20 protein-coding genes are annotated in these 24072 nt (G+C 62.0%); 5 read left to right on the forward strand and 15 right to left on the reverse strand.

Annotated features, from left to right (window positions below):
- Positions 1 to 16: 16 nt before the first annotated feature.
- Positions 17 to 862: a sulfotransferase family protein gene (locus tag BLO80_RS21620; protein ID WP_092329877.1), complete on the reverse strand. Its 846-nt coding sequence runs from the start codon at positions 860 to 862 to the stop codon at positions 17 to 19.
- A 304-nt stretch (positions 863 to 1166) separates the two neighbouring features.
- Between BLO80_RS21620 and BLO80_RS21625 the strand changes: the two genes are divergently transcribed.
- On the forward strand, positions 1167 to 1754 hold the full coding sequence (locus BLO80_RS21625) for a phage tail protein (RefSeq protein WP_092329875.1): 588 nt from the start codon (positions 1167 to 1169) through the stop codon (positions 1752 to 1754).
- Positions 1755 to 1800: 46 nt separating this feature from the next.
- Positions 1801 to 2112 carry a DUF6916 family protein gene (locus BLO80_RS21630; RefSeq protein ID WP_014335980.1) on the forward strand — a complete coding sequence of 104 codons (312 nt, stop codon included), beginning with the start codon at positions 1801 to 1803 and terminating at the stop codon, positions 2110 to 2112.
- Positions 2113 to 2261: 149 nt separating this feature from the next.
- On the opposite strand, the gene BLO80_RS21635 is transcribed toward BLO80_RS21630, so the two are convergent.
- The 4 genes from BLO80_RS21635 to BLO80_RS21650 are packed head-to-tail and all read right to left on the reverse strand — an operon-like array spanning position 2262 to position 6962.
- Positions 2262 to 2753 (reverse strand): GNAT family N-acetyltransferase, encoded by a 492-nt coding sequence (locus BLO80_RS21635; RefSeq protein WP_092329873.1) that lies wholly within the window; start codon positions 2751 to 2753, stop codon positions 2262 to 2264.
- Between the two features lie 15 nt (positions 2754 to 2768).
- Complete coding sequence (locus BLO80_RS21640; protein ID WP_092329871.1) at positions 2769 to 4865, reverse strand: site-2 protease family protein; 2097 nt, start codon at positions 4863 to 4865, stop codon at positions 2769 to 2771.
- A gap of 1 nt (position 4866) precedes the next feature.
- On the reverse strand, positions 4867 to 6186 hold the full coding sequence (locus BLO80_RS21645; protein ID WP_092329868.1) for an efflux RND transporter periplasmic adaptor subunit: 1320 nt from the start codon (positions 6184 to 6186) through the stop codon (positions 4867 to 4869).
- Positions 6183 to 6962: an efflux RND transporter periplasmic adaptor subunit gene (locus tag BLO80_RS21650; RefSeq protein ID WP_092329865.1), complete on the reverse strand. Its 780-nt coding sequence runs from the start codon at positions 6960 to 6962 to the stop codon at positions 6183 to 6185. Before BLO80_RS21650 ends, BLO80_RS21645 begins: the two co-directional genes overlap by 4 nt.
- A gap of 467 nt (positions 6963 to 7429) precedes the next feature.
- On the opposite strand from BLO80_RS21650, the gene BLO80_RS21655 reads away from it, so the two are divergent.
- On the forward strand, positions 7430 to 8119 hold the full coding sequence (locus tag BLO80_RS21655) for an NYN domain-containing protein (protein ID WP_092329862.1): 690 nt from the start codon (positions 7430 to 7432) through the stop codon (positions 8117 to 8119).
- Here the strand turns inward: BLO80_RS21655 and BLO80_RS21660 are convergent.
- Genes BLO80_RS21660 through BLO80_RS21670 form a run of 3 tightly spaced genes read right to left on the reverse strand, consistent with a single transcriptional unit; the run spans position 8100 to position 12483 of the window.
- On the reverse strand, positions 8100 to 10550 hold the full coding sequence (locus BLO80_RS21660) for an alpha/beta fold hydrolase (RefSeq protein WP_092329853.1): 2451 nt from the start codon (positions 10548 to 10550) through the stop codon (positions 8100 to 8102). The two genes, BLO80_RS21655 and BLO80_RS21660, sit on opposite strands and share 20 nt — an antisense overlap.
- A gap of 9 nt (positions 10551 to 10559) precedes the next feature.
- Positions 10560 to 12002: a TIGR01777 family oxidoreductase gene (locus tag BLO80_RS21665; protein WP_092330149.1), complete on the reverse strand. Its 1443-nt coding sequence runs from the start codon at positions 12000 to 12002 to the stop codon at positions 10560 to 10562.
- Positions 11995 to 12483: a cell division protein gene (locus tag BLO80_RS21670; RefSeq protein ID WP_175459533.1), complete on the reverse strand. Its 489-nt coding sequence runs from the start codon at positions 12481 to 12483 to the stop codon at positions 11995 to 11997. Before BLO80_RS21670 ends, BLO80_RS21665 begins: the two co-directional genes overlap by 8 nt.
- Positions 12484 to 12898: 415 nt before the next feature.
- On the opposite strand from BLO80_RS21670, the gene BLO80_RS21675 reads away from it, so the two are divergent.
- On the forward strand, positions 12899 to 13270 hold the full coding sequence (locus BLO80_RS21675; protein WP_092329851.1) for a DUF6124 family protein: 372 nt from the start codon (positions 12899 to 12901) through the stop codon (positions 13268 to 13270).
- Between the two features lie 168 nt (positions 13271 to 13438).
- On the opposite strand, the gene BLO80_RS21680 is transcribed toward BLO80_RS21675, so the two are convergent.
- From BLO80_RS21680 to BLO80_RS21710, 7 genes are all read right to left on the reverse strand, one after another.
- Positions 13439 to 14305: an ABC transporter permease gene (locus tag BLO80_RS21680; protein WP_092329849.1), complete on the reverse strand. Its 867-nt coding sequence runs from the start codon at positions 14303 to 14305 to the stop codon at positions 13439 to 13441.
- A 12-nt stretch (positions 14306 to 14317) separates the two neighbouring features.
- Entirely contained in the window at positions 14318 to 15178 is an 861-nt protein-coding gene (locus tag BLO80_RS21685; protein ID WP_092329847.1) for an ABC transporter ATP-binding protein, read from the reverse strand.
- A 5-nt stretch (positions 15179 to 15183) separates the two neighbouring features.
- On the reverse strand, positions 15184 to 16209 hold the full coding sequence (locus BLO80_RS21690) for an ABC transporter substrate-binding protein (RefSeq protein ID WP_092329843.1): 1026 nt from the start codon (positions 16207 to 16209) through the stop codon (positions 15184 to 15186).
- Between the two features lie 37 nt (positions 16210 to 16246).
- Positions 16247 to 17149, reverse strand: coding sequence for a TauD/TfdA dioxygenase family protein (locus BLO80_RS21695; RefSeq protein ID WP_092329841.1), 903 nt, complete (start codon positions 17147 to 17149; stop codon positions 16247 to 16249).
- Between the two features lie 361 nt (positions 17150 to 17510).
- Positions 17511 to 18878, reverse strand: coding sequence for an HlyD family type I secretion periplasmic adaptor subunit (locus BLO80_RS21700; RefSeq protein WP_092329839.1), 1368 nt, complete (start codon positions 18876 to 18878; stop codon positions 17511 to 17513).
- Positions 18868 to 21024, reverse strand: coding sequence for a type I secretion system permease/ATPase (locus tag BLO80_RS21705; RefSeq protein WP_092330147.1), 2157 nt, complete (start codon positions 21022 to 21024; stop codon positions 18868 to 18870). Before BLO80_RS21705 ends, BLO80_RS21700 begins: the two co-directional genes overlap by 11 nt.
- A gap of 37 nt (positions 21025 to 21061) precedes the next feature.
- Complete coding sequence (locus BLO80_RS21710) at positions 21062 to 22411, reverse strand: TolC family outer membrane protein (protein WP_092329837.1); 1350 nt, start codon at positions 22409 to 22411, stop codon at positions 21062 to 21064.
- Positions 22412 to 22771: 360 nt separating this feature from the next.
- On the opposite strand from BLO80_RS21710, the gene BLO80_RS21715 reads away from it, so the two are divergent.
- On the forward strand, positions 22772 to 24072 hold a 1301-nt coding region (locus BLO80_RS21715; RefSeq protein WP_139197088.1), incomplete at its 3' end, for a retention module-containing protein.

A 24072-nucleotide genomic window follows, 5' to 3' on the forward strand; every position in this document is an offset into this window, starting at 1 on the left:
ATGAAAAAAACCGCAGTCAGCTGACGGCGGCGTCGGTTTTCATACGAATGACATTGGCGGCGCTTGCGGACCCATCGTGCCAGAACGACAACTGGGCATACTTTTCAAACAGATCCGGCGGCAACAGGGTGCGCCGGGCTTGCGGCGCGACCTTGGGCTTGACCTTGTGCAGGCCGGCAACGCCCAGGGCCTGGTCGAAGGCCGGTGCGTCGTAGGTCAAGTGATTGAAATCGTGTTCGAACCAGGGCTCGCCGATGAACTCGTACACCAGGCGCATGACCCGTTCGGGGGCCTGGCTCAGCAGGTCGTAGTCAACGATCAGCAGCGACTCGGCGTTCTCGCCGTAATAGGCCTCTTTGAGCGCCGTCCAGGCAAGCCCCACCAGCCGATTGCGCTGGGCCAGGGTTTCGCAGCGGCTGTAGACGGTGTTGCGCTCGTCATCGTCGTTGAACAGCTTGGTGTTCTCAAACGGGTTGGCGCGATAAAGGCGCTCCAAGCTGTCGAGGATCCAGGCGACGTTGCGCACGCAAGCGATGGTCTTGGCTTGGGGGAACAGGTCCTGCAGGGCAGGCAGGCGGGCACACCATTGGCGGTTGGTATCGAAGATGACCGGTTTATCGGCTTTATCGGCGTAGTAGGAATCGAAGAGGCCGCGCAACAGGCGGCGGCGCAGGTCGGTGTCGATCACCGAACCGAACTCGCTGCCGGCGCTGCATTGCTGCAGCACGCTGCTGAACAGCGAACCGACGGGACTGGTCATGCCGGCATGAAAGCGCGGATTCTGCAACAAAATGGCAGAAAGCAGGGTCGAGCCTGAGCGCGGTAAACCGGAAATAAAGTGAAACTGCGGCAATCCCTTCACCTGTTTTGTAGTCCCTTCGTATCGCCCAAGCGTAGCCGAGGAAACAATCTTCGCCTAGTAGTACTTTGATATCAGATTCACCCAGGCTGTAAAAAAGATGGACGGTACAGACGCTGGGTGAACCTGAATCGATTAAGCCGTTTCGCGACATTTTTCCGCCCGCCTCGCTCGGCAAAATCAAACATCCCGGTCTACGCTCAGCCGTGCGTGACCAGGCCAGGGAATCAAAGGAGTCGGGCTGATCGCACTCTTGTCCTTTATGTGCCGGCATTGCGAAACCAATCACCTGAAGGATGAGGAATCTATGGAAGTATTCATCGGCACGATCCAGTCATTCGCCTTTAACTTTGCCCCCAGGGATTGGGCCCTGTGCAACGGGCAGACGCTTTCCCTTTCTCAATACCAGACCTTGTTCGCCTTGATCGGCGTGACGTACGGAGGCAATGGCCAGACCACCTTCATGCTGCCCAACCTGCAAGGTCGTCTGCCCTTGGGGCAAGGCAACGGCCTGGGCCTGACCCCGCGCGTCATCGGCGAGGTCTCCGGCACCGAAAACGTCACCCCGACGCTGAACAACCTGCCCATCCACACCCACACCCTCACGGGCGTCACCGCCTCGACCACCCTGCAACTGGCGAACCCGGCCAGCAATCCAGTGAACACGCCCACGGCCACCAACTCATTCATCGGCACCTCGGGCACCGGGCCAGGCTCGGCGGCGATCTATTCCGACCAGATCGGTGCCTCGCCCGTACCGCTGCAAGGTGTCAGCACGACCGTCAGCGGCACGATTTCCCCCGCGGGCAACGGAATGCCATTGGCCGTTATGAACCCGTTCCTGGCCATCAACTTCAGCATCGCCCTTCAAGGCTACTTTCCGTCCCGTAACTGATGAACCGCCGGAGGGCTGCGGTCCTCCGGCCTTTTGGAGTGTCGATATGCTGCAACAGGTTCATAGCCGCCATTTCCAACCGCTGCTGGGCCAGACCGGCAGCCTGACCCTGCCCGACGGCAGTTGCCTGCCGGTGCGCTTCGAAACCCTTGAAGAAACACCTCGGGCGAAGATGCCGAACACCGAGCGCATGCCCTTCAGCGTCGAGTTCAACAGCCTGGAAAGCACCGCGTTCGTGGATGGCCTTTGCGGGCTGGAGGTGCCGGAACTGGGCAAGATCGAGGGGGTGTTCGTGTCACGGATACCGCCCATGGGACGGGATCCGGCGCTGGGGTATTTCTACATCGCGTTTAACTAATCGCCCAAAACTTGAATCCACAACAAATCCATTGTGGGAGCGGGCTTGCTCGCGAAGACGGCGTGTCAGTTGGCACATTTATTACTGCCGCACCGCCTTCGCGAGCAAGCCCGCTCCCACAGGGGATGTGATGTGTTCTGAAAGACCGCTCACTTGCCTTTCGGATACCAGACCAACCGCTCCGCCGCCGGGTTGCGCTCTTGCACTTCGAAGCCCAGCGCCAGGTAATGCCGGCGTGCATGGGGGTTGCTGGCCCAGACCACCGTCGCCACCGGGCAGCGGATTTGTTGCGCGGCTTTCTGCACCCCTTGCAACACCGCCCGGCCATACCCCTGCCCACGCGCCTGGGGAATGAAGGCCAGGTACAGCACGCGAATTTCATTGGGGCCGAAATCCGTGCTCAAGGCACCGATCGCGGTGCCGAGTTTTTCCACGACGTAATGCATGGCGTCGGGGAAGTTCTCGCCCAACCCTTGCTCCTGCACCTGGAACTGCTGGGCAATCACCTGCTGCACCTGTTCGGGGTCACCGTCGATCCATTGCAGGTCCGGCCGCGCCGCCTGGTAAAGGCCCTGCAGGAACGGGCCATCGCTGACCCGCGATGGACGCACCACCAATCCCTCTGCCGCCACTGACTCCATGCTCGCTCCCCAGGACTAGAACCCGCTTTCCCTGACACCCAACGCCGCCAACCGTCGCCAGGCCGCTCCCAACACCGACTCGCCCTTGCCCTGCAACACCGCCACGCCACGCAGCGGCTGCGTCGGAGCGGACGTGTCGTCCAGCGCGCTCAGGCGCACACCGTATTGGGCCTGCACCGGCTCGGCCCGTTGCTGCGAATCGCGGCGCACCGCAATCGGCCCATGGTGGTCGGAGGTCAACGCTTGTTGCTCGACCCAGGCCACGCCGTTGGTGTCGACTTCATTCAACTGCACGGCAATCGACGGGTGCATCGGATCGTCCGCGATGAACCGTCCCGTGGCGCCCGGCCTGACCCGCCAAAGCTCGGCTTCGGTGAGGTATCCGCGCAACCGCGAATCGGTCTGCACCACTCGCGCCAGCGCCTGCGTCGGTGACAGCCAGCGCCCTACCGACAGTTGCGGCAACAAGTCGCGCACCTGGCCGGCATGGGGCGCACGCAACAACAGGCGTTCGCGCTGGGCCACCAGGCCCCGGTGCTCGGCCACCGCTTCGGCCAGTTGCTGTTCGATGATGCCGGCATCGGCAGCGGTTTCGCTGCGCCCGGCCTGACGGCGCATCTGCAACTGCTGGATCTGGATTTCCCGGCGCACGATGGCCAGGCGCGAGGCCATGTCCGGCGATTCCAGCTCAATCAATACATCGCCCTGGGCCACGGTCTGGCCGTCGTGCACGTTCACCTGCTTGACCCGTGCCGCCACTGGCGCATGCAAGGCACTGGCCCGCCCGGCCTCGAGCATGACCGGCACCTCCACCGCGCTGCGCCAGGGCAACAGCAACGCCAACAGCAACGCCAGTAACACCAGGCCGCTGAGGAGCATCCGCCCACCGCGGGCTTGCTCACGGCGGCTCCACCATTGCCGCCATTCATTCACGATGGGCATAAAAATGAACCACACCAATTCCACCATCATCAGAAAAATGCCCAGCACCTTGAAGAACAGGTGATAGACCGCCAGGGCAATCCCGAAAAACAACAATGCCCGCCACAGCCAGGAGCCATACCCCCAGACCAGCAAACGCCGGCGCATCTTCGGCGACCAGGGCTCCGGCGCCGCCGCGCCATAACCGAACAAGGCTTCGCGCAGGCGCCAGCGGCACAGGGCGAACGCACGCCCCTGCAGGTTATCCACCGCCCAGAAATCACTGAGTAGGAAATACCCGTCAAAACGCATGAAAGGGTTCAAGTTGATGATCAGCGTGGTGATCCAGGTGGCGCTGGCCAGCATGAACGCCGCGGTGCGTGCCGGCCCATCGGGCAGCAGCGACCAGGCCAGCAGTGCGATGCACGCCAGCAGCAGTTCGGCCAGGACGCCGCCGGCACCGATCAGCAACCGTGCGCGACGGTCGTTGATCCGCCAGGCGTCACTGACGTCGGTGTAGAACATCGGCAACAGCACCATGAACGCCACGCCCATGCTTTGCACACGACAGCCAGCGCGCTTGGCCATGAAGGCATGGCCGAACTCATGGCACAGCTTGGCGAAGAGCAACGCCGTCCCGAAGGCCAGTGCTCCGCCCAGGCTGAACAGGTGCGGAAACGTCGCGATGAAGCGCTGCCAGTCCCGCGACACCAGAAAGATGCCGAGGCCCAGGGTCAGCGGCAGGCCATAGCGCAGGAGCCCGGGGCCGAACCGCGCCAACCAGGGCCAGGCCCGATTGAGAAAGGCGTCCGGGCGCCACAGCGGTATGCGAAAAAACAGGTATTGATGCAGCAGGATCTGCCACAGGCTCTGGCGTTGTGCGGCGGTCTTGAAGAGGTAACTGTCGCGCTGCTGTGGGTCCATTGCGCTGATCAGGTCATGGCCGCGCAGGAAACCCAGCAGTTGCTCCAGCGACTCGCCGTTGAGCGGTAGGCCCGGCTCGCGGTTTGCGGCTTGCAGCACCTGCTCCGGATCGCCCAGTGACCAGTGCCGCAACATGCGCATTGCCGCCGCGCCAAGCTTGAAATAGCGCCCGCGCACCGGATCGGCCAAGGTCCACTGCGGCGAACCGTCCGGGTCCGGCGCCGCCGGGGACAACTGCAGGTCCGGCCGCAGGCTCGGCAAGTCCATGCTACAGGCCTACGCTCTGGCGCAGGCCGGCCAATGGCCGACGCAACAGGTACAACGCCAGCGGCGCGCGGTCGCCAAAGACCTTCGCCGTGCCCCGCAGGCCGATGCGCGGCGCCGTGGCATCGAAACGCGCGTCCAACCGATACGCCAGTTGCCCGGCGGCGGTAGGCTGCGCTTCATAGGCCGAGCGCTCGAGCCAGGCCAGGTGCCGCTGCAACGGGTCGCTGTCGAGAAACAACGCCACTTGCGCACCGGGCTCCAGGGCGATCGCGTCGCCCACCGCCAATTCAATACGCAACTCGGCCTGGTTCGGGTCGGCGATTTCCATCAGTCGCTCGCCGGTCTGCACAGGCTTGCCGAGCCAGCGCTCGGCGTCGGCGAACACCGCAATGCCGTCGCGCTCGGCGCGTACTTCGCTGCGCTTGAGCAGTTCAAGCGCGTAGTTGCGCTCGGCGCGTTTCTGTTCGACGCGGGCGGCCAGCAAGTCAATCTTCGAACTGGATTCAGCATCGGCAAACGAGCGCTGGGAATTGGCCTTGAGTTCGGCCTCGGCCACACCCAACGCACGCTCGGCCACATCGGCCTGGGCCTTGAGGCTGGTGCTTTCGAAACGCAGCAGCAGGTCGCCGTTCTTGACGGTCTGGTTGGGCTTGACCAGGAACTCGGCGATCACCCCATCCAGCGGCGCCGCCACCACCTGCCCGCCCAGCGGTACCACTTCGGCCGGGGCCAACACAGACTGACGCACCGGGATCAGCAAGCCCAGCAGCAACATCGCCACCAGGGCGACCTGGCGCTTGCGCGTCCAACGCAGGCGCCACGGCTTGCGTGGTTGCAGCGCCAGCCACGCATGGCTGTAGGTGTCCCCCAGTTGCGACAGCAGCACTTGTTCGGGCGGGGTCCAGGGCAGGTCCCGGGCCAGCCATAAACCGCCGAATACCTGGCCCTGATGATCGATCAACGGCAGCCAGAACACTTGCCCGGCGGACAGGCTTTGCCAGTCCGCCCGGATGGATTCGCTCACCCCGTCGGCGGCGATCACCCGAGCCTGATTCAACAGGCCCTGTTTGAATAGCTGTGCCACCGCCTGCTCGACAAATGCCACGAATGGTGCATTCGGCTCCACGGTACTGACGCCAGTCACCGCCTGGACCTTGCCGGCGATCAACAACGCGGCATGACGAAAGCCGAACAGGGCCTGGCCGTCATTGACCAGGCTGTAGCTCAATTGTGCCGGCGTTCGTGCGGCCCGGGTCTGGCGTTCAAGGTCAAGGAAGCGGGCAAACACCTGCTCGGCGCTGCCCGATACCGGCGCGTTCACTTGGGCTCCGCGAAATGCGCCGTGCCGCTCATGCCCGACAGCAGGCCGCTGGCATCCGGCACGCTCGCCACCAGCAACAGGGTCTGGCTACCCTCGTCGATGCGCGCGCCCAGGCGCTTGACCGTCGCTTGCAACGGCTTGCCGGTTTCATCGGGAACGAAGGTAAAGGGCTGGCCAGGCTTGAGCCGGTCCATCCAGCGCGACGGCACCAGCAGGTGGATCTCCAGGGTGCGGTTGTCCACCACATCGAGCAACGGCGCGCCGGCCGCCACGCTTTCATAGCGCTGGACCTTGCGCGCCACCACTTGCCCGTCGAAGGGTGCGACCACGCTGCAGCGCTTGACCTGAACCTGGTACACCTGGGATTGGGCCTGAGCCTCGCTGAGCCGGGCCTCGGCCCGCGACACCTCAAAGCGTCCGACCGATTTCAACTCCGCCAATTGCCGATTATGCGCCAGCTCTTCACCGGCCCCCCGGCTTGCCGCCTGGGCCGCGTTGAGCTGAGCCTGATAGGCCGAGCAATCGAACCGCGCCAGGGTATCGCCCTTCTTGAACGACTCGCCCTCGCTGAACGGCAACTCGACGATGCGCCCGGCCAACTCGCTGGCCAGCACCGCCTGGTCTCGCGCCCGAAGCACCCCACGCGCCTCATTGCCACTCGGCGCACTGGCCGTGACGCCGCTTTCCAGCAGAGGATCGTCCGCGACAGGCGTTTGCGCCTGCACGCCGCACGTTACAAAGGTCAATCCCACAACCCAACTACTCAAACGTCGCATGACCGTGACTCCCTGACGGATGGGCGGAGTCTACGACAGCGGTGGGGGGCGTCAAGGGAGTAGCGGTCAGGAGTGAGAAAACTCTTGTTTCAAAAAGGTCGAAGAGGGGACAAAAAAACGCTCAGTTTTTTCCTGATATGTACGGACATCAAATCCTACAAAGTATTGAGAATTTCCATTCGTTGGAAAATGGTTTTCGGTGATGGATTTCTACCGTTGCTCTAAGAGAGGCTCTATTTCGTAACAAACGCTGACAGATCAAGCAAAGAATGGATTTGACCTTCCACCATGCATACGCTCAACACTGTTGCGCCGGTGACGAGAGAGAATCCAGCCAACGGTTGACGTTATGACACGCTCAACTTAGGATGGCCCTACTCAACCCCGTACGCAGAGATTCAGTTCTCTGGCTGTTGGGGTGAAAAAACCGGCTTAGGCCGGTTTTTTCGTTTCTGGGGATCGAGTTTGTGCGCACCGCATTTTTTGTTGACGGCTATAACCTGTTCTATGGACTGCTCGCAGACACACCTTACAAATGGCTGGATTTGCGAAGCCTGTTGTCACACATCGCGCATATCGAAAACCCGCACAGCACAACGGCCTCAGTTGATTACTTCACCTCCTCGGTCAAACCGTCACTGGCCACCCGGGGTCGAGTATCAAAAGAAGCGCAAGATTCTTATATCCGCGCCCTGAAGACCACCCATATCCGTGTGCATTATGGTCATCATCAACTTGAACCTGCCAAAGCCCCTCGTTTCGTTGACAGAAAGACAAAAGCCTCTCGAGAGGACAAAGTCGACATCTGGAAGCTGGAGGAAAAAGAGACGGACGTTCACATAGCAATCAGCATGTACCGAGCCGCTGCAAAGCAAACGACGCTGAAGAATCATGAACGGGTGGAGCAATTGGTCCTTGTATCCAGCGACACCGATATGACTCCCGCTTTGAGAGCGTTGCGGGAGGATTTTCCCGAAACAACCGTTGGCGTTATTCTTCCTCATCGAGCTGAGCTGAATCGTCCGTCTCCAGGTTCGTTAAAGCAGCACGCCCATTGGATACGCCGCGTTGTCACTTGCGACGAACTCCAATCCCACCAATTCCCCAACCGAGTGCCCACGCACAAAGCCCCCGCCATCAAGCCGGATTATTGGTAGTAACCAACCTCAGCTCCCCATCGCAATACACCACCTCACGCCCCAACCAACCCACATCCACCTGCGGCAACACCGCCGAGGGTTTGCGCAACTCACGCAGCAACGTCGAACCGTGGGACAAACGCCCACCCATTCGCGCAATCACGGCCCGGGCGCTTTGATAGTGTGCGTGGCGACCAGGGTCCAACGTGTCTTCAAGCAGAATGTCCTCACCCAGAATCCCCTGGGCCTGCCCCGGATAAATCATGAAGCCGCTGGCCTGCTCGGTGCCTTCACGACCGTCCTGCCAGAAGCTGCCATCGCGGGTGCGGATGTCCGGGTGCGGCGCGAACCAATGCGCTCGGTCCGCCGTCGGCATGGCATGGTGCAGGCGAAAGAATATCCGCATCAGGTTGTCGCGATACCATTCGCGCACTTGCAGGTAGTAACCACGCAAGCCCGGCAGGCCGGTCGAATGAGCCAGGCGAATCGCCAAGGGCCATTGTGGGAAGGCCTGCAAGGGCAACTCGATCAATGCTGGGCGTGGCGTCGCCGGGTCGGTTTCCCAGGGCAGGCGATGGGGGCTGTGTTCAAGGTTGTCATAGGCGGTCGGCGGCCGTCCCAGCCAGTCGCCGCCACTGCTGGCCAAGGCGCTGGCGATGCACAGGTTGCCCTGCACCACGAACACGTAGAAGCGGGTGAACCAGTCGGCCAATTGCTGGCCGTCGGCACCTTGTCCGCTCAGTTCGTGCAGCTCTCGGTCAAAACGTCGCAAGCCGCTTTCCAACGTCAGCAAATGCCCACGGGCGATGCGTTGCATGCGCAGGAACAACGGCAGCGAGCGCAGCAGGCGCAGTGGCCGCCACGGCAGGTGCGGTGTCGCACCGCCGACCTCACCGGCATAGCTGCTGGCGCTGATGCCCCAGTCGGCCAGCCGGGCGAGAAACAGGTCATTGTTGATATACGAAGCACCGCCAAACACCGCCGTGAACGGCTCGTTGTCTTGCAACACCCGCGAGTCCCAGCGCGCCATGATCGCCGGGATGCTCGCCGCCGCACGGCGCTGGGCGTACTCCACCAGGGCGCTGGGTTGCGGCGGCAGGATCTCGGCGATGTTCGCGGCGGTCAGGTGGCGACGCCAGCCGTAGTCGCTGATCGGGCGGTATTGCAGCAACCACAGTTGCGTGCCGTCCCAAGCCCATTCGACGTCGCCGGGCACGTAGTGGAAGACCTTCAGCACGCCTTGCAGGAAACGCCATAGCACGTCTGCGGTCAGGCCATGGGCGGGCTTGAATGTGCCACTGCTCCATGACTCGCCGAGGCGGGAAAGAATCGCCCGCTCGGGGCTCGCCTTGCCATCGGCCAACGACTCCAGGTGACCTTCGACCCATTCCAGCTCTACCGCCAAATGGCGCACGAAGGCGATCCCCGACAGCCGTGGCGTGATGAAGCGCTGGACCACCACTTCCTCGACACCTGCCACACTCAACTCGGCAATGCGCGCCGGCACGTTGTGCGTCGGTTCACGCAGGAACGTGGTGCTCAGGCCGGCATTGGCCGCATCGGCCTGATCCTCCCCATAACTGGAAGAACGCACGGCCCAGATAGCGTCCGGCTGGCTCTTCAGAAAGTTCGGCAAGCGCGGATCATTGCAGTCGTTGAGCGTCAGCGCCGCAGGCACCGGCTGCCCAGCCAGTGCCGCCAGGCGCAAGCGCCCGCCCTTGGTATGCGCGACGAAGCCACGCTCGCCGGCCTCCAACCACGCCGCGAACTCAGCGGGGGAGTCGATCCATGGGTAGTGACCCCAACCGGGTTTCAGGCTGATGGTCAAGTCGGCGCGGGCCAGAATGGCGGACCAGGCCGCCGCTTGCGCGACGCCCAGCACCTTGTCCTGATCGCCCCACACCAGCTCGACCGGGTCGGTGATCCATTCCAGCAACGGCAACGCGGTATCCGCACGCAGCTGATCCCAGAGCGGCACAAAGGCGCGGCAACGGGCATAGCCGGCGCCCATGCGCTGGTATTGCGCGGGCGTCCAGGTCTGGCGGGAGAATTTGTGGGCGAACAGCGTCGGCTTGTTCGAGAGCAGCCAGTGAATGGTCTTGCGAATCGGCAGCGGCGACATCAACGCCGGCAATCGTCGCTGCCACAAAAATGCGCCCACCGGCGCCAGCAACACGCTGCGGCAAAAGTGTCCCGGCTGCCGTTGCAAGGCGTGCAGCACCAGCAAGGCATTGACCCCGACCGCCATGATCGCGCTGCCCTTGTCCGTTGCCGCCAGCAACGCCTGGGCATAGGCCGCCAGGTCCTCGCAAGGGGCCTGTGGGTTATTGCCAAAGCCCGGCAACTCTAATGGCACCACGTCGTAGCGTTCAAAGTGCGGCAGCGCGTCATCCCACCAATCAGCAGCGCTACCGTTGCCGGCCAGCAGGTACATCCGGGGCTTGCTCATGGACGGTCCTCAGGCCAGATCGCGCAGGGCAGCGTCGAGGGTTGGGTAACGGAAGGTATAACCGGCCTCGACGAGACGATTGGGCACCACGCGCTGGCCGTCGAAAAACAACTGGGCCATCTCACCCGCCAGGGCACGCACCGGCGCGGCTGGAATGTGGAACCACACCGGACGCTTGAGCACCTTGCCCACGCGCTCGGCGAACAGCGCCTGACTGACGGTTTCCGGTGCCACCAGGTTGTAGGTGCCGCTCAGGCTCTCGTCATCGAACGCACGGGCGATCACTTGGATGACATCGTCGCGGTGCACCCAACTCATGATTTGCCGACCGTCACCCATCCGCCCGCCGAACCCCAGGCGAAACGGAATCAGCAGTGGCAACAATGCGCCGCCCGGGCCGAACACCACGCCCAGGCGCATCACCACCTGGCGCACGCCCAGCTCCGTGGCGGGCCGGGCCGAGGCCTCCCAACGCACACAGAGTTCAGCCATGAAACCATCGCCCCGGCTGGCGCTTTCATCGAGGCTTTCGCTGGCGTCGCGCACGCCATAAAAACCGACGGCCGAGGCCTGTATCCACAATGCGGGTTTGTGTCGGGCGTTTTTCAACCAGGTCATCAAGGCTTCGGTGGTATTGACCCGGCTAGCGATGAGTTGCGCCTGGCGTTTGGGGCTCCAGCGCGGCCCGGCCACCGGAGCGCCCGCCAGGTTGATCACGATGTCGAAGGTTTCGTCATGGCCCAGTTTGCCCAACGCACGCAGACAGCGAGCGCGACCGTCAAACAGATACGCCGCTTTCAACGGATCACGAGCCAGCACGCTGACCGTGTGCCCGGCGTCGAGCAGTTGATTGACCAGCGTCTCGCCGATAAACCCGGTGCCCCCCGTGACCAGCACGCGCTTATAGGCGCCACCGGCAAACGGGTTGGCGGGCTTGCCCGCGCGTTGCATGCGCAAGGCCGCCACGCCGTCGCGAATCCCCGAGGCCGTGACCCCGATGGCGAACAAGGTCAGCAGCCAACCGCGCCAGCCCAGGTCGATCCCGCTCAGGCCGGTGGGCAAACTCGCCCACTGCGCCAGTTGCACCCCGTACAGCGCGAAGAAGGCACCGCCGTTGACCGCCAGTACCGTGTGCATGATGCGCTCGATGGGCGGCAGTTTGCGGCTACGGTCCTCGACCACGAAGTCCCACAGCGTCAGGCCGATCTCCAAGGCGAACAGCAACGCGATGACAATCGCCCAGGTGCCTTCGAAGGCCAGATGGGCAATACCCAGGAACAAGATCCCGTAGAAGCACGAACGCAAGGCGTGGATCGACAGCTCCAGCCGCGCACTGTGGCGATAGGGCAAGGCGACGGTCAGTTCGTGGTGATACAGGGTATCCAGCGCGCCCAGGATCGCCTGGGCGATCAACAGCGTGATGGCCCAGTCCAGCAGGGAAAAGTCAGGCATGGTTTGCATCACTCGGCGCGTGGTCAGTCAGGGAGGTACGGCGGTCGTGGCGATAGAGCCAGAACAGCGGCGGCAGTAACAGCAGCAGCGCGAAACCGTCGAGCCACAGGTGCGACCAGACGCGGGCCTGGGCGGAAATCAGCATGTCCTGGGGCGCCCAGAGCAGGATGCCGGCGATTATCCAGGCCCAAGGCATGGCGCTTTTCAGTCGATTGCCGATGTGCACGAGGGCGAGCATGTACAGCGCATAGCTTTGCAACGTGGCACCGAACAAGGCCAGCCACCAGACCTGTTGCGCGCTGGCCGTCGCGGGCACCACGGCGGTGCCCCAGAAGATCTGTTCGACGTTTTGCAGGTAGCCGTCGAGCAAGCCCGAATGGCCTGCCCAGCTCAGGGTGATGCCGGCAAGCAGATGCATCAGGGCGGCGGCATAAAGCCAATTGACCAAGGCTTTGCGAAGAGTGCTTTGAGGGACTGGCATTCCGTGTCCTGAAGGCTTGCTGGAGGGTCGCAAGTCTAATGGAAAAGGAGGTGGCTTTATCTGGCTATTTGGAATGGGTGCACTCGTACAGCCAGGTCCTAGGAGATTTCCTTCAAGTTGTAGCGATGTTGGTGAACTTGTCCGGCTTCGGGCCCGCCGCTAGTCTGGGTTTGTCACTGAAAAAACGGTGACACGGACGTGCAAGTCCGGGTAAAAGAACGCCAAACAATGACACCAGCCATTATATCGAGCATTCGTGCTCGTACTTTATGGCGGCTGTGTGCGGGGAGATCTTCGGGTCTGCCGAGTTTTTTGGGCGTCTTACTCGGTCTTGCACACCCTCACATAGCTGCCACCCTTACATCGCGTGCAAGCGAACCAGGGCGGTTCTGAAATTGAATAGGAAGCCCAAACCATGTTCAAACCTACGCCCAACCCGCCACCATCCTTGTGCAAATCCCGGGTCGAAACCCCGGACACCAAAAAACTCGACGAAACCGCCGAGCGCGTTCTCGACTATTACCTCAATCCCAAACCGACCGATGAAGCCTCTGGCAAAACCCAAACCGCCCATCTCTTCATGGTCGCCCCGGACATCGACACCGAAACCCTGCTGGCCAATGCCTCCGAAGACCTGCTGTCCATCAGCGCCATCGCCGCCGACCTGGCGGATGACGTTGAAGGCAGCCGCCGCAGTGTCATCCTGGCGATCAGCCGGATGGCTGATGGCGTGCATTTATTGGTGGAGCGGGCAATGGATCGGCTTGAGGTCCAGGCGTCGGGCTGAAGTTCCCGTGGTGGATTGAAAACCGCTTTCGCGAGCAAGCCCGCTCCCACACTGGATCTTTGTCGAACCGAAATATTGAGATCAACATCGATCAACTGTGGGAGCGGGCTTGCTCGCGAAGGCGTCAGCCCAGACACCTAAAGCCATAGACTGCATTCACACCATCGGTTAGCGCTGCATCCCCCAACGCTTCACCGTCACCCGTTCCAAACTGTCGAACACCAGGTTCTCTACCAACAACCCAATCAAAATCACCACCGCCAACCCGGCAAACACCTTGTCGGTGTACAGCTCGTTACGGTTCTGGAAGATGTACCAGCCCAGGCCGCCCTTGCCGCTGGTGGCGCCGAATACCAGTTCGGCGGCGATCAGGGTGCGCCAGGCGAAGGCCCAGCCGATTTTCAGCCCGGCGAGGATCGACGGCAGCGCCGCCGGGATCAGGATGAACAGCACAAAACGCATGCCCCGAAGCCCGTAGTTGCGCCCGGCCATGCGCAGCGTTTCCGACACACCGAGAAACCCCGCGTACATGTTCAACGCCAGCGCCCACAGCACCGAATGCACCAGCACGAAAATCAGGCTGTTCTGCCCCAGGCCGAACCACAGCAGCGCCAACGGCAACAGGGCGATGGCCGGCAGCGGATTGAACATCGACGTCAACGTGCTGAGCAGGTCGCGGCCCAACTGCGTCGACACCGCCAAGGTGGTCAAGCCAAACGCCAGGACGATGCCCAGTAAATAGCCCTTGAGCAGCACCACCAGGGAAATCCACACCTTGCCCAACAGCTCGCCGCTGAGCAAACCGTCGTACAAAGCGCTGGCGGTCTGCAAGAAGCTCGGCAGCAGCAGGTCGTTGTTCTGGTAACGCGCCACGCCCTCCCACACCACCGCCAGCAACAACAGGATCAAACTTTTGCGCAGCCAACCCTGTTGCCAGAGGCGCTGGCCCAAGGGCAACTCCCGCTCCAATGGCACGTGGGTCAGGGGTTGCAGGTCGACTTCGTACTCTTCGCGCGCAGGCGATAACTGGCTCATGAAAGGTTCCCCTTAATACGCGATACGGATGTCGGTGAAATCCAGCTCACGCTCGATTTCAGGCGGTTGACCTTCATTGAACAGCAAGCCATGAATCCGCCGCGCCGTGTGCTGGAACCCCACGCCGCCGAGGCTGTGCAAATCGTATTGATGGCTGTGGATTTCCGCCCGCACACGCCCGGGGTGCGGTGACAGCAGCAGGATGCGATTACCCACCACCAACGCTTCCTCGATGGAGTGGGTGACGAACAACAGCGTGAAACGCACCTCTTCCCAGAGCAGCAGCAGTTCTTCCTGCATCTTGCGTCGGGTCAGGGCATCGAGGGCGGCGAAGGGCTCGTCCATCAAGAGGATCTTCGGCTGCATCGCCAACGCCCGGGCAATGGCGACGCGAGCTTTCATGCCACCGGACAACGTGTGAGGGTAGGCATCGGCAAACGCCGCCAGGCCCACTTTGTCGAGGTAATGCAGCGCCCGCTCCTCGGCCTCGCGACGCTTGAGGGTGCCGGACGCCAGCAGCGCGAACATCACGTTCTGCTTGACGGTTTTCCACGGTGGCAGTTGATCGAATTCCTGGAATACCACGATCCGGTCCGGTCCCGGCGCGTTGACGGTTTGGCCTTGCAAGCGAATCTCGCCTTCGCACGGCGTGATGAAGCCACCAATGGCCTTGAGCAAGGTGGACTTGCCGCACCCGGACGGGCCAAGCAACACAAAACGGTCCGCCGGATCGACTTCGAAACTCACCTGGTGGGTGGCCCGTACCACGCGTTGTGGCGTGCGGTACTCCAGGCTGACGTTGTCCACCGACAGCAATGCCGTGCCGGTGGCGGTGGGATTGCTGGCCGCGTGGCCTTGCAAACGCGCGTTCATGACAATCAGCTCCCCTGCAACGGTTTGGCGTCCTGGAAGAAATAGTCTTCCCATGACGCCGGCTTGTTCTTGATGGCGCCGACGCGGTAGAGGAATTCAGCCAGCGGGTAGGTGTTTTTCGGTGTGACGGTGAATTCGATCTGCGGGTCGTCGATGATTTTCAACAAGGTCGCCCGGTCGATCTTGGCCTTGGTCACCCGCAGGTAGATGTCCGCCGCCGCACCTTTATCGTTCTGGGCGAACTCGGCCGCTTCGGTCAGCGCCTCGACGAACGCCTTGTAGGTCTTCGGGTTTTCATCGCGGAATTTCTCAGTGGCGAACAGCACCGTGGGTGAGTTCGGCCCGAGCACGTCATAGGAGTTGAGCACCACATGGACGTTGGGGTTTTGCAGGGCCTGGTCCTGGAACGGCGGGTTGGAAAAATGCCCGGTCAATTCGGTGCCGCCGGCAATCAACGCCGCCGTGGCATCCGGGTGCGGGACGGCCAAGGTGTACTTGTCGAGGCGATTGAAGTCCTTGTCACCCCACTGCTTGGCGGCGGCGTATTGCAGGAAACGCGACTGCACCGAAACCCCCACCGCTGGCACCGCGATGCGGTCCTTCTCGGTGAAGTCGGCAATGGTCTTGACCTTGGGGTTGTTGCTCAACAGGTAATAGGGAAAGTTGCCCAGGGAGGCCACGGCCTTGACGTTCTGCTTGCCACGGGTGCGGTCCCAGACCGTCAGCAACGGCCCGACGCCGGCTCCGGCAATGTCGATGGAACCCGACAGCAATGCATCGTTGACCGCCGCCCCGCCGGACAGTTGGGTCCAATCGACCTTGATGTCGATGCCCTCTTCCTTGCCGTGCTTCTCGATCAATTGCTGGTCGCGGACCACGTTCAGCAACAGGTAAACGATGCCGAACTGCTCGGCGATCCGAATCTCGCCCTCGGCGTGGGCGCTGGCCGGCGCGACCAGGTTGCCGGCCAGCAAACTGAAGCCCAGGCCGATGGCGGCGGCCAGCGGTGCAAAAGCAATACGCTTGGACATGGTGATTCTCCGGGCTCTTGGCGCGAGGCGCAGCCGATCAGAAAGGGGCGTCGCCCTGGATGGTGGTGCGATACAGCTTACGGCGCAGATGGCTCGGGCAACCGGCGGCCAGGTGGATCAGCGAGCGGTTGTCCCAGAACACCAAGTCATGGGGCTGCCATTGATGGCGATAGATGTTTTGAGGCAACACGCTGTGGGCATACAGCTCCGTCAGGATGGCTTTGCTTTCATCCTCCGGCAGGCCGACGATGCGGGTGGTGAACCCCTCGCTGACGAACAATGCCTTGCGCCCGGTTTCCGGGTGGGTGCGGACGATGGGGTGCACGACTTCGGCCACCTGGGCCAGTTGCTCCGGCGTCAACGTCGGGCGCCAGTTGCCTTCGAATTTGGTTTCGCTGTAGCGCGCAGTGTAGGAATGCGCCGCCGAACGGCCCTCGACCGCTTTACGCAATGTTTCGGGCAAACCGTCCCAGGCCTTGTGCATGTCGGCGAACAGCGTGTCGCCGCCTTCGCTCGGCAATTCCTGGGCGTGGAGCATCGAGCCGAGGCTGGGCAGCTCCTTATAGGAAAGGTCCGAATGCCAGAACTTGCCTGCATCGCCGAGGCCGATGGATTGGCCGTTTTCGATGATGTTGGACACGATGAGGATTTCCGGATGCCCGGCCAGCAGGAACTGCTTGAGCACATGGATTTGCAGCACGCCAAAACGGCGGCTGAAGGCGATTTGCTGTTCGGGGGTGATGCGCTGGTCACGGAACACCACGACGTGATAGTCCAGGTGCGCGCGATGGATGCGGGCAAAATCCTGGTCGTTGATGGGCCGGGACAGGTCCAGCCCGACGATCTCGGCGCCGACGGCATCGCGAAACGGGAGGATGGCGAACGACTGCGGCGCGATAGTCGCGGCATTTGAATCTGGAGAAAAGGAAACGGCTGGCATACATCACTCCCACACAGCGCGCTTCAATGGGCGCGCAATCGATCAAAAACTCACGGGGTCACCGTGTTGGTTTGTGTCGTGCGGCGTGCCGATTGGTCGGCAGGTACGCAGGAGGATGACTTTAAGGGTATAAGAATTGAAATTTAAATACCGTTAATGAATAACGATATGGCGTTTAGCTAGGTGGCAGAAACTGTGGGAGCGAGCTTGCTCGCGATGGCACAGGTCAGACACCTCTTTGTCGCTGACCCACCGCCATCGCGAGCAAGCTCGCTCCCACAGGGGGAGGTCGCTGCAGAGCTAGCACCACAAAAGCTATCCAGCCACCGCTGGGCAGCTGTGGAGGACACAGGCTTGAAAACTACCGCTCGTGCAACGCCTCGGACCGGGCCTTGATGATCGGCTTGAGCAGGTAGCTGAGCACGGTTTTCTTGCCGGTGATGATGTCCACCGACGCCACCATCCCAGGGATGATCAGCAAGGGTTTTTCAGGCGTGCCCAGATGGCTGCGTTCGGTGCGCAGCTTGATAATGTAGTAGGTGGTTTTCTTGTCTTCATCGGTGATGGTGTCGGCGCCGATCTGTTCCAGCTTGGCTTTCATCCCGCCGTAGATGGTGTAGTCGTACGCGGTGAATTTCACCGTGGCGTCCTGGCCGGGGTGCAGGAAGGCGATGTCCTGGGGACGGATTTTCGCTTCCACCAGAATGGTGTCGTCCAGCGGCACGATTTCCACCAGGTCGCTGCCGGGCTGGATCACGCCGCCGATGGTGTTCACCAGCAATTTATTGACAATGCCGCGCACCGGCGACGTCACCAGGGTCCGGCTCACCCGGTCTTCCAGGGCCTTGCCGGTGGCCTGGGCCTTGTTCAGGTCGGTGCGGGCTTCGTTGAGCTGGGTCAGGGCTTCGCTGCGGAACTTGCCGCGAGTCTCGTCGATCTTGCGCTGCACTTCCTTGATCGCCGATTCGGCGCGGGGGATCGCCAGCGTCGTGGCGTCCAGTTGCCCACGGGTCTCGACTTCGGCGCGCTTGAGCCGCAGCACTTCCACCGGCGACACCGCGCCCTGGGCCACCAGCGGCTCGGACATGTTGATTTCCTGGCGTTGCAACGCCAGGCCGGAGCGGTACTGCGCCTGCTTGGACACGAACTCGCGCAGTTCCTGCTGACGCTGGATCAACTGCTCCTGCAAGCCACCGATTTCATCGTGCAACTGCTGGCGGCGGCTGATGTACAACGACTCTTCGCTGGCCGCCTGGCCCGGCACCGCCTTGAGCACATCGGCCGGGAAGTTCAGCGGCCGGTCATCGACCTCGGCGCTCAGGCGCTCGACTCGCAACAGCATGGACAGTCGGTCAGCCTCGGTTTCGCCGACGTTGGAGACAAACCGTGTGTCGTCCAGGCGAATCAACGACGCGCCGGCTTCAACAATCTGCCCTTCCTTGACGAACAGCTCAGCAACGATGCCGCCTTCCAGGTTCTGGATTTTCTGGATCTTGGACGATGGGATCGCCTTGCCGTCGCCCTTGGTCACCTCGTCGATCTCGGCGAAGTTGGCCCACAGCATCAGGAATACAAAGAAGCCGATGATGCCCCAGATCGTCAAACGCACCACCCGGGGAGCGTCCTCGATCAGGGCTTTGTTGACCTCGGGCAGCGGTTGGCCGTGCAGCGAGTCGGAACCTTTGAAATAGCGGCCCACCCCGCCCTTTAAACCTGACTTAAGCAACACTGATCTGCCCCTTCTTCAACGCTTCCATGACAGCGGCTTTCGGGCCATCGGCGAGGATCTGTCCACGGTCGATCACCAGCAGGCGATCCACCAGCGACAGCAAGGATGCCCGGTGCGTCACCAGCAGCACGGTCTTGTTTTCCACCACGGCGGCCAGGCGCTGTTTCAAGCGTTCTTCACCGGTGTTGTCCATGGCGCTGGTGGGTTCGTCCAGCAGCAGGATGGGCGGGTTGAGCAGCAGCGCGCGGGCCAGGGCGACGTTCTGGCGTTGGCCACCGGACAGGTTCTGCCCGCGCTCGCCGACTTGCAGTTCATAGCCTTGCGGATGCAGGCGGGCGAATTCGTGCACACCCGCCAGCTCAGCGGCCTGGAGCACCAGTTCGTCTTCGACGTAACGGGCGCCGGAGGTCAGGTTGTCCCGCAGGGTGCCGGCCAGCAACTGGATGTCCTGGGGCACGTAGCCAATGTTGTAGCGCAGCTCGCTGACGTCGATCTGGCGGATGTCCACGCCGTCCACCAGCAAGGCACCGTCGTCAGGCTGATACAGGCCCACCAGCAATTTGGCGAGCGAGCTTTTGCCCGAGCCGCTGCGTCCGATGATGCCGATTTTCTCCCCCGGCTTGATCACCAGGTTGATGTTTTTCAGCGCGGCGTTCTGCTGGTTCGGGTAGGTGAAGTTCAACTGACGGCATTCAATGGCGCCCTGCAGTACCTTGCGGCTCAGCGGACGCTCTTCGAAATTGCGCTCTTGCGGCAACTCCATCATCTGGTCGACCGAGGTCATGGTCACCCGCGCCTGCTGGTAACGGGTCAACAGGCCCGACAGCGAGGCCAGCGGGCTGAGGGCACGGCCGCTGAGCATGTAACAGGCGATCAGCCCACCCATGCTCAGGTTACCGGCGATGATCTGGTAGACGCCGAAGATGATCATGATCACGCCAGCCAATTGCTGGATCAGCAAGGTGATGTTCATCGCCAGGCCGGACAGCATTTTCACCCGCAACTCGAGGCGGCTGAGGGTGCCGATGGTCTGTTCCCACTGGTACTGGCGCTCGCTCTCGGCGTTGTTGACCTTCACCGCATCGAGGCCCGCCAGGGTTTCGATCAGGCTGGACTGGCGCTCGGCGCCCAGGGCCATGGTGCGCTCCATTGTCGCCACCAGGGGCTTCTGCAACGCGTAGCCGATCAACAGGGCAATGGGGAAGGCCAGCACCGGGATCCACACCAGGTGCCCGCCGAGGATCGCAATGACGAGGAAGATCAGCAACGTGAACGGCAGGTCGATCAGGCTGGTGAGGGTCAGCGAGGCGAGGAAGTCCCGCAGGCTCTGGAACTCATGGATGTTCTGGGCGAAGCTGCCGACCCGCGCCGGACGGAACTTCATGGACATGCCGACGATGCGCTCGAACAGCGTCGCCGAGATGATCAGGTCGGTTTTCTTGCCGGCCAGGTCCAGGCACAGGCTGCGCAGCATCTTGAGGATCAGGTCGAACACATAGGAGCCGGTGATGCCCACGGCCAGCACCCACAGGGTCGATTCGGCCTGGTTCGGCACCACGCGGTCGTAGACGTTCATCACGAACAGCGGCGCGGCCATGGCGATGATGTTGATCAGCAGGCTCGCGGCGATGGCGTCGGCGTACAGCCAGCGGGACCGCTTGAGGGTGTCGCGGAACCAAGAACGCGCCCGGGGAATGAGCGTGCCGTGGTTGACGTCAAATTTATGTTGGGGTTGGGCGAAGAACACCTTGCCGCTGTAGTCGTCCGCCAGCAGTTCACGGCTGACCGTGACCTCTCCACCATCGCTTTCGCTGAGCAGCAGCCGCGCCTGGTCGTCACCGACCCAGCCCAGCAGCACGGCGCTGCGGCCGTCTTTGAGCAGCAACAACGCCGGCATGGCGATGGTCGGGATCTGCTCCAGCTTGCGTTGCAGCACCCGGCCTTGCAGACCGGCACGGGCCGCCGCGCGCGACAATAATTCGACGCTCAGCCGTTGCTTGGGCAGTGGCAGGCCCGTGGTGAGCATCGCTGCGCTGGCCGGCTTCTGGTGCAGCATGCAGAGCGCCAGCAGACCGTCCAGCAGCGGGTCGTCGTGCAGCGTGCGCGGGTCATGAACTAGTTCGACTGGACTGACTTCTGATTCCACGCTCGGCACTCTGACTGATTAAAACAGGTGGTAGGACTCAATTCATCCCAGGCAACTGAACCTTGGGTTTCACGTCGTTCTGCACAACCGATGCCAACGGTGCGACCACACCCTGGCTTTTCAACAGTTGGCCCATGGTTGCCTTGATCCGGTACTGGGTGAACAACTGCACATTCTTGATTTCCGCCAGGCGCCGGGAAGCGCTGAACAGCTCGTTTTCGCTGTCGAGCAAGTCGAGCAGGGTCCGCTCGCCAAGGCTGAACTGCTTCTGGTAGGCGGTGCGCACGCTGGTGCTGCGATCCACGTATTGCTGAGCGATCGGGACTTGAGCGTTGGCGTTGTTCAAGGCGTTCCAGGCCAGGCCCAGCTCTTCGTTCAACTGGCGCAGCGCGTTGTTGCGGATGTCCAGGGCCTGATTGGACAGGTACGACTTGGATTCCAGGTCGGCCTTGTTGCTGCCACCGGCATACAGGTTGAAACGCATGCGCAGCATGGCTTGCCATTCATTGTTATGGCCGTTCTGGCCGTCCAGATCGTTGTCGGCCGTGCGGCCCAGTTCGGCGTCGAAACGTGGGTAGAAGCTCGATTTGGCGGCTTCGTACTGTTGCTCGGCGGCGGCGATGTCGGCTTCGGCCGAACGCAGTACCGGGCTGTTTTCCAGCATTTGAGCGCGGGCTTCGGTCAGGTTGGCCGGCAACAGCGCCAGAAAATCGGCGGGACGCTCCAGTTGATCGGGCAGTTGGCCGACAGCGCTGAGGTAGTTGGTCTCGGCATCAGCCAGGTTGGTCTGTTCGGTGATCAGGTTGTTGCGGGCCTGGGCCATGCGCGCTTCGGCCTGGTCCAGGTCGGCGCCGCTGCCCACGCCACGGGAGGTGCGCAGCTTGATCTGGTCGAAGATGCGTTCGTGGCTCTTGAGGTTTTCCTCGGCCAGACGCACGAACTCGCGACGGGTCAGCACATCCAGGTAGACCTGGGCCACCGTCAAGCCGGTGCGCTCGGACGCATCCAGCAACGAGTAGGCACGAGCGTTGACGGTGGCTTGTTGACGCCCCACTTCGCTGGACGTCGCAAAACCGTCAAAAACCATTTGTGACAGGCGCAGGCTCGACTCGCTGCGGTTCAGGGTTTCCCAATGGTTGTTGCTGCCCGACCGGGTGGTGACGCTGTCGGTGCCTTCACGGCCATACCCGGCTGCAAGGTCCACTCTAGGCAGGTAGCCGCCCTTGGCCGCCTTGAGTTGGTAATCCGCCGCGAGACGACTGTTCACACCGGCCTGGATTTCTGGATGGACATCCAAAGCCTGCTGCATGGCCTGCGGCAAGGTTTGTGCTTGTACGAAATTGGCGGCGAGGGCGAAGGGTAAAGCCATGAACAAATGCAGACGCATGGTGGTTTTCTTCCTGAAACTCTTGTCTTGAATCACAGCGAAACGTGGCGCTGCATCGGATGATGGCAACCGGAATGACCGTATGTCGGAAAGTTCGAAACAAGAACTGGATCAAGCACCGAAAGGACAGGTCGCCGCTTAAATATCAATGTGACATTACTGAAGCGATTGTTTAGGATGGCCAACATAAGGTCAATAGTTTGGCATAAACAAATAAATCGAAACCAGACAGCCAAATTACTGACACAGCAAAGCGTCAAAACAACCTTACTTAGTTAAAGAGAACGTCCAGACCGCCGAGGCTCAGAGGCCCCCGGGTCCATGGAAGTCTACTGAACGTGGCACCCCGGAGAGTCTTCAATGAGCAGTGTTATTGCCGTCGTCAAAAGCATTGTTGGTCAGGTTTTCGTCGTATCCCCAGAGGGCATCCGTCGCGTACTCATTGAAGGTGATCGCCTCTACACAGGCGACCAGTTGGACACCGGGCCGGCCGGCGCCGTCACATTGGAATTGGCCGATGGCCGCACCCTGGACCTGGGTCGCGACACACAGTGGAGTGCCAACGCACCGGACTCGTCCACTGACCTGGCCCAAGCCACTGCCCAGGCCGCGCCGTCGGTAGAAGAGCTGCAACAAGCCATCGCCGCGGGCGTCGACCCGACCACTGCCCTGGAAGCCACCGCCGCCGGCGCCACTGCTGCGGGTACCGGTGGTGCCGCCGGTGGCGGCCACAGTTTTGTGGTGCTGGATGCCACCGCCGGCAGCGTCGACCCTACCGTCGGTTTCCCAACGGAAGGTCTCGCTGCGGCTGCCGCCACCGACAACAACACCCTGGGTGGCGATACCACGAATACGACCGCCAACGCCGTGCTCAATGCGACGATGACGCTGAGCGCCACGCCGACCCTGACCGAGGCCGGCGGCGTGCTGGTGTACACCGCGACTGTCACCCAGGCGCCTCAGACCGCGCTGACCGTGACCCTGTCTAATGGCGCCGTGATCGTGATCCCGGCCGGCCAAACGACCGGTAGCGTCAACGTACCGCTGGCACCGAACGATACCGTCTACAACGACGCCAGCCAGATCAGCGTGAGCGTCACCGGGACCACCGGTGGCACCGGCATTGCCGTGACCCTGCCCACCACCCCGGCAGTGACTCAGATCACCGATACCATCGACACCACCAATGTCACCCTGAGCGCAGGCAACACGGTGACCGAAGGTGGCCAGATCACCTACACCGCCACCCTGACCAACCCGGCCCAGACCCCGGTAACCGTGACCTTGAGCAACGGCTCGGTCATCACCATTGCCGCTGGCCAGACTAGCGGCACTGTGGCCGTGGATACTCCGGTCAACGACGTCTACAACAACGGCAGCACTGTCAGCACCACCATTACTGGCGCGACCGGTGGCAACTTCGAAAACCTGGTGCCGAGCACCACGCCTGCGGTGACCACCATTACCGATTCGGTGGACACCACTGGCCTGACCCTTTCGGCCAGCAACACCGTTACCGAAGGCGGGCAGATCACCTACACCGCGACCCTGACCAATCCGGCCCAGACCCCAGTGACCGTGACCTTGAGCAATGGCTCGGTCATCACCATCGCTGCGGGCCAAACCACCGGCACCGTCAACGTCGAGACGCCAGCCAATGA

Source organism: Pseudomonas sp. NFACC56-3 (genome assembly GCF_900100025.1).
Taxonomy (GTDB): domain Bacteria; phylum Pseudomonadota; class Gammaproteobacteria; order Pseudomonadales; family Pseudomonadaceae; genus Aquipseudomonas; species Aquipseudomonas fluorescens_AA.

Coding starts and splice junctions, on each gene's coding strand:
- BLO80_RS21675 (WP_092329851.1), top strand. CDS start 12,899: ATGTTCAAACCTACGCCCAACCCGCCACCATCCTTGTGCAAATCCCGG.
- BLO80_RS21670 (WP_175459533.1), bottom strand. CDS start 12,483: ATGCCAGTCCCTCAAAGCACTCTTCGCAAAGCCTTGGTCAATTGGCTT.
- BLO80_RS21680 (WP_092329849.1), bottom strand. CDS start 14,305: ATGAGCCAGTTATCGCCTGCGCGCGAAGAGTACGAAGTCGACCTGCAA.
- BLO80_RS21690 (WP_092329843.1), bottom strand. CDS start 16,209: ATGTCCAAGCGTATTGCTTTTGCACCGCTGGCCGCCGCCATCGGCCTG.
- BLO80_RS21695 (WP_092329841.1), bottom strand. CDS start 17,149: ATGCCAGCCGTTTCCTTTTCTCCAGATTCAAATGCCGCGACTATCGCG.
- BLO80_RS21665 (WP_092330149.1), bottom strand. CDS start 12,002: ATGCCTGACTTTTCCCTGCTGGACTGGGCCATCACGCTGTTGATCGCC.
- BLO80_RS21660 (WP_092329853.1), bottom strand. CDS start 10,550: ATGAGCAAGCCCCGGATGTACCTGCTGGCCGGCAACGGTAGCGCTGCT.
- BLO80_RS21630 (WP_014335980.1), top strand. CDS start 1,801: ATGCTGCAACAGGTTCATAGCCGCCATTTCCAACCGCTGCTGGGCCAG.
- BLO80_RS21710 (WP_092329837.1), bottom strand. CDS start 22,411: ATGCGTCTGCATTTGTTCATGGCTTTACCCTTCGCCCTCGCCGCCAAT.
- BLO80_RS21650 (WP_092329865.1), bottom strand. CDS start 6,962: ATGCGACGTTTGAGTAGTTGGGTTGTGGGATTGACCTTTGTAACGTGC.
- BLO80_RS21625 (WP_092329875.1), top strand. CDS start 1,167: ATGGAAGTATTCATCGGCACGATCCAGTCATTCGCCTTTAACTTTGCC.
- BLO80_RS21635 (WP_092329873.1), bottom strand. CDS start 2,753: ATGGAGTCAGTGGCGGCAGAGGGATTGGTGGTGCGTCCATCGCGGGTC.
- BLO80_RS21685 (WP_092329847.1), bottom strand. CDS start 15,178: ATGAACGCGCGTTTGCAAGGCCACGCGGCCAGCAATCCCACCGCCACC.
- BLO80_RS21640 (WP_092329871.1), bottom strand. CDS start 4,865: ATGGACTTGCCGAGCCTGCGGCCGGACCTGCAGTTGTCCCCGGCGGCG.